Source organism: Caproiciproducens sp. MSJ-32, from assembly GCF_018918055.1.
Lineage (GTDB): Bacteria > Bacillota > Clostridia > Clostridiales > Clostridiaceae > Clostridium.
On record NZ_JAHLPS010000020.1, the window covers coordinates 1 to 7,942 of the forward strand.

Consider the following 7,942-nt stretch of genomic DNA (forward strand, 5'->3'; position numbering starts at 1 on the left):
TATATATTAACATCTTTTGAATAATTCATCAATTAAAATTTCATTTTGTGAATAATTTCTATAAATTCATATGCTAAAATATAAATTTATAAATTTTACTTTTTTTCTACAACAGCTAATATAGGCGCACTTTCATCTCTATTCAAGTAAGAATGAAGCATAACTCCAAATTTGTATTTATCTAAGCTTTTTAAATACTCTAATATGCAAGTCTCTTCTATCTTACCTTCATTATGTCCTCTATAAATACAAATAGTCATAATTCCACCATTGTTTAGAAGTTCTAGCCCTTTTTTAATACTCATCAAAGTTGTATCATGCATAGTCGTAACATTTTTATCTCCTCCTGGAAGAAAACCTAAATTATACATTATACAATCTACTTTCTCTTTTATATACTTCTCAAAGAAATGATGGGAAGCATTTATAATTTTAACATTAATTAAATTTTTTAATAAATATTTCTCACAGGCTTCCTTTTGTATATCAAAACTATAAACTTTCTCAAATTTATCTGCCAAGAAATCTGTATCATATCCATTTCCTAGGGTAGCATCTATTGCAACCTTTTTTTCAATAATAAATTTATCTATTATATAATGAGATAAATCACTTATATTTCCTACATATTTAAACATACTCCATCTCCCTACAAAGAATTAATATATTCCAATTCCTTTTTAGTTAAATATCTATATTCACCCTTTTTTAAATTGCCAAGTTTTATTTCTCCAATAGAAATTCTTTTCAACTTTATAACTTCATGGCCTAAGGCTGAACACATTCTTCTTATCTGCCTATTCTTCCCCTCATGAATTATTATTTCAACTAGGCTTTTATCTTTCTTCAACTCTAAAACCTTAATTTTAGCTTCAGCAGTAATGTATCCTCCTATATCAATTCCCTTTTCAAACTTATTTAATTTTTCTTCAGTAAAAATTCCCTTACATAAAGCAATATATTTTTTATTTAAGTTTACTCTTGGATGAATTATTTTATTATAAATTTCTCCATCATTTGTTAATAATAATAAGCCTGAACTGTCATAATCCAGTCTTCCTATTGGATAAATTCTTTCCTTTACTTTGACTATATCTAAAACTGTTTTTCTTCCTTTTTCATCCTTAACAGAAGTTATATACCCCTCAGGTTTATTTAACATTATATATAACTTTTGAGTTTCTTTTTTTATTTCTTTTCCTCTAAAATATACTTTATCCTTTTCCGGATTAACCTTTACACCTAATTCTTTTACAACTTTACCATTTACTTTAACTTCCCCAGAAAGGATAAATTCCTCACATTTTCTTCTAGAGGCTACTCCACAACTAGCCATATATTTTTGTAGTCTTTCTTCCATAAAAATCACTCCGTATTAATTTTAACAATAATAATACTAACCTAGTATTTTATTTTGCGCAATAAACATTTAAACTAAAATATAATAAAAAGTAACAGCCAGAAAAAATCCTAAGCTGTTACTTTTTATAAAGTTATTTATATTATGAATTAGTAATTTCTCCACCATTAACGTGAATTGTTTCTCCATTAATATAAGATGCTCCATCACTTGCTAAAAATACATAACTTTCTGCTAATTCCACAGGCTGACCAGCCCTTCCGCTTGGATTTTGTACTCCAAATTGAGATACTGCTTCAGGATTATCTGAAGAAGGAATTAATGGGGTCCAAACTGGTCCTGGCGCTACTGCATTGACTCTAATTCCTCTTCCTGCTAAATTTAAAGCCAAGGATCTTGTAAAAGTGGTTAATGCCCCCTTTGTCATTGAATAATCTATTAATTTCTTATTTCCTTTATAAGCAGTTATTGAAGTTGTATTAATTATGCAATCTCCCTTCTTTAAATACTTTAGTGCTTCCCTAGTCAAATAAAAAGGACCATACACATTAGTTTTAAAGGTTCTCTCAAACTGCTCATTAGTTATTTCCTCCAAGGAATTAGAAACATGCTGTTCAGCCGCATTATTTACTAAAATATTTATGGTTTTAAATTTATTTATAACTTGAGTTATAGCAGAAGCACAAAAAACAGGATCCCCAATATCTCCAGGAATCATTAAACATTCACCATTCATATTTTCAATTTCTGCTTTTGTCTTATTGGCATCTTCATGCTCATTTAAATAAATGATAGCAACTTTTGCTCCTTCCCTTGCAAAAGCAATTGATACAGCCCTTCCTATTCCGCTGTCGCCTCCAGTAATAACCGCTACCTTTCCCTTAAGCTTATTAGCTCCAATTATTGAATCATCCTTATAAATGGGTTTTGGATTCATCTTTTCCTCTATACCTGGCTGCACATCTTGCTTTTGGGGAGGAAAAGATCTTGGAAAATTATCACAATTCATCATTAAACCTCCTTTCAAACTATATTAATATTTTTTATTCTTTAAAATAAAATATACATTTAAAAATTTTCAATATCTATATTTTTACTATGATGTTATAATATTTATGTAAATCAAATTTTAAGAAAAATTTTTGTATAGAGGTATAAGGGTATGCATTTAGAGGATATTAAAAAGGCAAGAGAGAATATTAAAGACATCATATTAAAGACACCATTAATATATAGTCCCTTTTTTTCTAAGGAAAATAATAATATTTATATTAAATGTGAAAATTTACAAATAACAGGAGCATATAAAATAAGAGGTGCTCTTAATAAAATAAAATCCCTTTCAAAGGAAGAACAGAAACTTGGTGTGGTTTGCTCTTCTGCTGGTAACCATGCTCAGGGAGTTGCCTATGCTTCAACTATGCTAGGAGTAAAATCAACTATTGTTATGCCTAAAACTACGCCTTTTTTAAAAGTTCAATCTACTAAAAATTATGGCGGGAATATTGTTCTTCACGGAGAATGTTATGATGATGCTTATTTGAAAGCAAAAGAAATTGAAAAAGAAACGGGGTCAGTTTTTATACATCCCTTTAATGACTTAAATGTTATATTTGGACAAGGTACTATTGCTTTAGAAATCTTTGAACAGCTTGAAAATGTTGATATGATAATATGTCCCATTGGAGGCGGTGGCTTAATAAGCGGTATAGCCCTTGCAGCAAAGGAACTTAAACCATCAGTTAAAATCGTAGGTGTACAAGCTGAAGGAGCAAATGCAATGGAATTGAGCTTTAAAAATAAAAAACTGATTTCTTTAGATACAGTAAATACAATTGCAGATGGGATAGCTGTTAAATCTCCAGGAAGCAAGACTTTTAATTTTATAAAAAAATATGTTGATGAAATTATAACTGTTTCTGATCAGGAAATTTCAAAGGCCTTTTTAGACCTATGCGAAAAGCAAAAACTGGTTGTGGAAGCTTCTGCTGCAACAAGCTTAGCTGCTTTAAAAAAATTAGGTATTAGTAATAAAAACATAGTCACCGTTGTCAGTGGTGGTAATATTGATATGTTAACTATATCATCCTTATTAAAAGATGGTTTAGTAGAAAGGAAAAGATTATTTTGTTTTTCTTTAGAACTTCCTAATTGTCCGGGACAATTATATAAGATATCTAAAAGCTTATACGAATTAAATGCTAATATTGTTCAATTAGAGCATAATCAGTTTAAGGCAAATAACAGATTGAAAAACGTACTATTAGAAGCAACAGTTGAAACTAATGGAGAGGAACATATTCAGTTAATTAAAGATAAGTTCTTTAGCATGGGATACAATATAAATCAAATATTTTAATTTTATCAAATTATTAAAATGCATTGTAAATTATAAAAAATTACAATGCATTTTTTAAATTTTAAATTAATGAATGTAAAATAAGATTTATAAAGTCTTCCTTTTTAGAATTTAAAAATTCACCATAATACTCTTTATTATCTTCATTTAAATTTTTAATTTCGCACAAAATAAAATTATCAATATCACTTTTGTATCTTATTTCTATCTCTGCTTTAATTTTTAGTAAATTTTTAAAACTTTGATCTTTTTTATATTTTCTTATTAGGGAATCTAAATAAGTATTGTATTTTTTTATTTTATAAACAATTTTTTCTATATTTTTCTTTTTATTTTTTATATAAGCCTTTTCATAGTCCAGCTTTTTTTTGCACAAACTATGAACTGAGTATTTTCTATTCTCTATTTCAATCTCCACTATTTCATTTGTTAAGGATTTTTCTATTAAAAATTCAGCTAATTTATTATCGCTTTTTAAATTATCTAGAAAGCTTTTTCCTCCTACAATTTCAATAGCTTTTTTTAATTGCTTTAATTTTTCTTCTAAAGTTTTATTATTAATTTCAAGCATTTTAATCCCCTTCTATAATAAAATATTTATCTTCCTTAGTTTATAATTTTTATAGTATTTTTACTGTATCTAAATCTATACTATATACTACATCCTTTCTCTCAACTATTAAATTTATTTTTTCCTTTACATATTTATCTTCCATAACCTTTCCTATTAATTCTCTTGTAGGATTAATAGCATAAGGATTCCCTACTGATTTAAACATTGTAAAATCTCCTGATGTATCACCATAAGCATAGCTATTTTCTAAATCTATATTATATTTACTTGCAAGCTCTGTTAAAGCCTTAAGCTTACTTTCATGATCCCACATAGGAATTACTTCTCCGTTATAATTATTTAGAAAATCTAATTGATATATCGTTCCCCTATAATCATCCATATTATATTTCTCAGACATTTCCTTAACTAATTCTACAGGGGATCCTGAAATTGCAATTACTAAATGCCCTTGTTCCTTATGCCATTTAAGCCTGTCTCTTGTAAAAGTATATACCCTATCTCCATTTTGTTCAATTACTCTTTTTGCAATATACTCTACATAAGATTTATTTACTCCCTTTATTGCTTCTATATATACATCAACCATTTTTGAAAGGTAATCATCATAATCCCCTTGTCTTTTATCCCATTTAATATAAGAAGGTCTTACATCTTTATACCATCTATCTTCACTTACTAGTTCATATTTTATGATTTTTTTAAATACTTCTGTTATTAAGCCTTCTCTATATATTGTTCCATCTATATCGAAAAATGCTGCTATCTTTTTCATAATATCCCTCCTTTATTGTTATTTACTATATCATTTGTTTTTCAAAAACTTACTTTTTATAGTATTAGAATATTATTTAATAATATATATCATATTTTTATTTTTGTCATTATTTTTATAAAAAAATAGAGAAAATAGTTTTATACTATCCTCTCTATAATCTCTTTAAGAATATTAGCTACTATATGTAATATAATTTTTCGCTTTCAAATTCTGGCTCACAAGTAACATCTATTCCCAATCTTCTAAAGGTTTGTTCATCATTTGATGAAATTAATGTAGTTGAGTGAGCTTGGCAATCCTTTAAAGAAGTTAGTTTTTCTAAAGCTACTTGAGTTGTTGGATTTGTTGCTGCACATATACTCAAGGCAATTAGTATTTCTTCACAATTTAATGAAGCTTGCTTTATACCTAAAGTTTTAGACTTTAAATTTATTATTGGCTCTAATATTACTGGTGATAGTAAATGAATATTGTCTGCAATGTTAGCTAAATATTTTATTGCATTTAATATTACAGCAGCTGAAGCATCCATTATTTCTGATTTTCTACCTGTTACAATTTTTCCGTCTTCAAGCTCTAAAGCGACAACTGGATAGGCATCATTCTTATTTAATAGCTGTTTCTTCTTTTGAGCATATTCCCTAGCAGGTAATACAACTTTTCTATCAGTTTCTTTTAAATTTAATTCTTCCATAATCAATTTTGCTCTATCAGCTGTATCTTTATTTACATATCCCTTTTTATACTCACAAATAGTTTTAAAATATCTTCTAATTATCTCTTGTTTTGATGCTTCCTTAACTACTTCATCATCTATTATGCCAAAACCTACCCTATTAACACCCATGTCTGTAGGGGATTTATAAATTGATTCTTTACCAGTAATTTTTTCTATTATTCTTTTCAATAGAGGAAAACTTTCTATATCTCTATTGTAATTAACAGCAACTTTATTATAGGCATCAAAGTGGAAAGAGTCTATCATATTAACATCCTTTAAATCAACTGTTGCTGCTTCATAGGCAATATTTAATGGATGTTTAAGAGGAACGTTCCAAACTGGGAAAGTTTCAAATTTTGAATAGCCTGCTTTTTTACCTCTTTTGAATTCATGATAAAGCTGACTTAAGCAAGTTCCTAGCTTTCCGCTTCCTGGTCCTGGTCCTGTTACTACTACTATTGGCTTAGTGCTTTCTATATATGGATTTTCTCCATATCCTTCATCACTTACTATTGTATCTACATCAGTTGGATATCCTTTTGTTGCCTTATGCTTATAAACCTTAATGCCCCTACGTTCTAATTTATTAATAAATACTTTTGCAGAAGGCTGTTCTTCATATCTTGTTATTACAACACTGTTTACATCTAAGTCATATGATCTTAAATCATCAATTAACCTAAATACCTCTAAATCATAAGTTGTACCAAAATCCCCCCTAATTTTATTTCTTTCTATATCTCCAGCATATACACATATAATTACTTCAACTTTTTCTCTTAGCTTATGAAGAAGTTTTATTTTTGCATTTTCATCAAAACCTGGTAGTACTCTTTTTGCATGTAAATCATACATTAATTTCCCACCAAATTCCAAATACAATTTATCATAATTATTTACTCTTTCTAATATGTATTTAGATTGTTCTTCTAAGTATTTTTTATGGTCGAATCCTATCTTCATTTTTCTTCCCTTTCCTACTTTTCTATGTATAATTCCAAATTTATATTATATACCACTTTATCTTATCTTGCTAGACATATTATTACATAAAAACAAAAAGCATATACAATTTATATGCATATGCTTATAGGTAATATCATTATCATTTTCCCTTTTATGTTACAATCCACTTTCTTAGGAAGTATTATGTTGTTTCTTTCTAATAACCTTAAATACGGGTCTATAGAATTCAATAGTTCTTCATAGTAACTTTCTTGTGAGGATTTCCTTAACAAGCTTATACATTTAGCCTTATCTTCTTTCACCATCATTACCTTCCCAAAAACTTTACAGCTGCAATGAACTATATCAAACATATTAAAATGACTATCTAAAAAATAATTTTCATTTACAGGAAGAACTAAAAATGTATTACCACTTTTAATTATTAAATCTCTTGTTTCACTTACAGTAATTGAATTTTTTAATTCAGTTAGCAAGTTAGCAATTATAGTATAGTTTAATTTATATTCTTTATTATCATTAATTAAACTATTTAAAAAATCATAGCCATAGCAATTAAAAACTTTTAGTAATGTATCAATATAATTAAAAATCGAAGTCTCTTGGACATTCCCCTTTATTTCTATATAGTCACCTATTGAAATATCTCTTAAATTGTTAGTTTCCACTATATTCTTTATACTATTATTTCTTTTTAAAAAATTTAACAAATCGCTATGAAAAGTAAAAGAAGTATTTATCTTTTTTATTTCCTGTTCATTTCTATCAAAATTCTTACCTTCAAATTCAAGACTTCTTTCATTACCACAATAAGAACTATTGGCATAATTCTTATGTTTTGTCTTATAACCTTCAATTTTATCTTTTCCTTCTTTACTATCCCAACTCTTTCCATCTTTATCAGCTGAACTAACAATTCCCCCTACCGATCTATCTCTAACCTTCTTAAAAGTTCTTATATCAATATATCCATTTAAAGCTAATGAATTTAAATTTTTTATTAAATTCTCGTCTAAATAAATTAATAAATCTAACATTTTATCCTCCAAAAGAAATAATAGCATTCACTAGTGTTTAATTTTTAGAAAAAATTTTCAGTTGACATTTGGACTATAATCATTTTTTATAACAAAATTCTTAATTCAAACTAATATGGAATATTATTCCTCGTTTAATGGGCAGAC

Annotated in this window: 8 protein-coding genes; 1 reads left to right on the forward strand and 7 read right to left on the reverse strand. The window is 27.4% G+C overall.

The window, feature by feature from the left end; all coding sequences use genetic code 11:
* Positions 1–95: 95 nt before the first annotated feature.
* From KQI16_RS02380 to KQI16_RS02390, 3 genes are all read right to left on the reverse strand, one after another.
* On the reverse strand, positions 96–638 hold the full coding sequence (locus KQI16_RS02380; protein WP_216431940.1) for a tRNA (mnm(5)s(2)U34)-methyltransferase: 543 nt from the start codon (positions 636–638) through the stop codon (positions 96–98).
* An 11-nt stretch (positions 639–649) separates the two neighbouring features.
* Positions 650–1,360 carry a pseudouridine synthase gene (locus KQI16_RS02385; RefSeq protein ID WP_216431941.1) on the reverse strand — a complete coding sequence of 237 codons (711 nt, stop codon included), beginning with the start codon at positions 1,358–1,360 and terminating at the stop codon, positions 650–652.
* Between the two features lie 142 nt (positions 1,361–1,502).
* A complete protein-coding gene (locus KQI16_RS02390; protein ID WP_216431943.1) occupies positions 1,503–2,372 on the reverse strand; it encodes an SDR family oxidoreductase in 870 nt (289 codons plus the stop codon).
* Positions 2,373–2,522: 150 nt separating this feature from the next.
* Here KQI16_RS02390 and ilvA point away from each other — a divergent pair, with 150 nt between their 5' ends.
* A complete protein-coding gene (gene ilvA / locus KQI16_RS02395; protein ID WP_216431945.1) occupies positions 2,523–3,719 on the forward strand; it encodes a threonine ammonia-lyase in 1,197 nt (398 codons plus the stop codon).
* 61 nt (positions 3,720–3,780) lie between these two features.
* Here the strand turns inward: ilvA and KQI16_RS02400 are convergent, their stop codons facing one another.
* The 4 genes from KQI16_RS02400 to KQI16_RS02415 form a co-directional block, all read right to left on the reverse strand.
* Positions 3,781–4,290 carry a hypothetical protein gene (locus tag KQI16_RS02400; RefSeq protein WP_216431946.1) on the reverse strand — a complete coding sequence of 170 codons (510 nt, stop codon included), beginning with the start codon at positions 4,288–4,290 and terminating at the stop codon, positions 3,781–3,783.
* Between the two features lie 49 nt (positions 4,291–4,339).
* A complete protein-coding gene (locus KQI16_RS02405; RefSeq protein ID WP_216431948.1) occupies positions 4,340–5,068 on the reverse strand; it encodes an HAD-IB family hydrolase in 729 nt (242 codons plus the stop codon).
* A 181-nt stretch (positions 5,069–5,249) separates the two neighbouring features.
* Positions 5,250–6,755: a DUF1846 domain-containing protein gene (locus KQI16_RS02410; protein WP_216431950.1), complete on the reverse strand. Its 1,506-nt coding sequence runs from the start codon at positions 6,753–6,755 to the stop codon at positions 5,250–5,252.
* A 110-nt stretch (positions 6,756–6,865) separates the two neighbouring features.
* Positions 6,866–7,795 (reverse strand): hypothetical protein, encoded by a 930-nt coding sequence (locus KQI16_RS02415; RefSeq protein WP_216431952.1) that lies wholly within the window; start codon positions 7,793–7,795, stop codon positions 6,866–6,868.
* Positions 7,796–7,942 lie beyond the last annotated feature (147 nt).